We start from the raw sequence: 1,193 nt of genomic DNA, 5'->3' as shown, positions 1-1,193 counted from the left end.
AGGAACGTTGGCGCAAAATCAGAAGCCATCATTGGGGTAGGAGGCCGTAATCGGCCATCTTACTCTGAACGTTTTCGGGAAACGCCCTGTGCGGACCCGCATGCAGGGTGTTGTGGGGGCTGGGGGTTAGATACCCTCGGCTACCCGATTAGCTTTCGTTATCACGGAGTACCTCACTAAGTTGCTGAGCAATTTCACTGACGCTGGATATAGCCGTATTAAGTGCCACCTTGTCTGCTAAGGTTGGGCTATAACTGAGAACTTCATCTTTCGAAACCTTATGCCAAATAGGCAGTATAACTTTGCCACCAGCCATTTCTCTAGCGACTAACCCATTCAACTCATATTGCGGCCAATTTTTAGCAAAAAAAGCGCCCGATAAAACCACGACTCCATATCTAGACGAAGACAATCCTTGATCTATTTTCTGCCTAAGACTATCTCCGACTTTCAATGTGCCCTCGTCATACCAAACTTTAAACCCCATACCAGTTAGCTCTTGTGCTAATGGGCGAACAAAGCTATCTTTGTCTTCGCTTGCATGAGAAATAAAGACATCATGCTTCGTAAATTCTCGATCGCCAAGAATTACCTTAGCAGGTTCAGATAGCTGCCTTTGTAGTCGCAATTCATTGGTTATTTTCTTTTGATGTGTAATTTTCGCCTGCTCTCGCTTTTTATCAGCCTCAGCAATTTTCTTTCTTTGAGACTCCTGCTCTTTTGATAGATGTTGCTCTGACCGATGAAGCGCGTCGGTTTTTTGAGCGATCTTTTTGGCGATATCAGCGCGTTTCACTGAGATTTTTGATATATCGTCACTTAGGCGAATCAATTTACTTTGATATGTCCTGGCTGAACTTGTAATTTTTGTAGAACTTAGAGATTTTGAAGCACGTTCCGCCTCTTTTGCTTTAGCTACTTCCTTTTTCGCTTCGTCAGCATCTTTTTTCTGAAGTTCCGCAATTTCCTTCTTGTGGCGTGCGACTTCCCGCTGTCTTGATTCGATACTCATAAGTCTCCTAAGAAGCTAACGCCAACAGCACGCGCGGCTGCGGAATGAAGGCGAAGCTGCAATGTAGTAGACGTCGCCGTGGCTGGAATTGTGTACGCCCAGCATGGGCATGAACTAATGGGGTGTAAGTCCCCTGTAGGAAGATCACCGTCGAAAACCATGTTGTGATTAGACGATAACT

General features: G+C 45.3%; 1 protein-coding gene. It reads right to left on the bottom strand.

The window, feature by feature from the left end:
- Positions 1–148: 148 nt before the first annotated feature.
- Positions 149–1,012 (bottom strand): toll/interleukin-1 receptor domain-containing protein, encoded by an 864-nt coding sequence (locus A3OI_RS0104155; RefSeq protein WP_018403074.1) that lies wholly within the window; start codon positions 1,010–1,012, stop codon positions 149–151.
- Positions 1,013–1,193 lie beyond the last annotated feature (181 nt).

The sequence above is a fragment of the Marinobacter gelidimuriae genome (assembly GCF_000372805.1).
Lineage (GTDB): Bacteria > Pseudomonadota > Gammaproteobacteria > Pseudomonadales > Oleiphilaceae > Marinobacter > Marinobacter gelidimuriae.
Note: the sequence above shows the minus strand (reverse complement) of the source record. Positions and strands in the feature narration are given on the sequence as shown.

Bases quoted from the DNA above. Each gene is read 5' to 3' on its own strand.
- A3OI_RS0104155 (WP_018403074.1), bottom strand. From the start codon at position 1,012: ATGAGTATCGAATCAAGACAGCGGGAAGTCGCACGCCACAAGAAGGAA.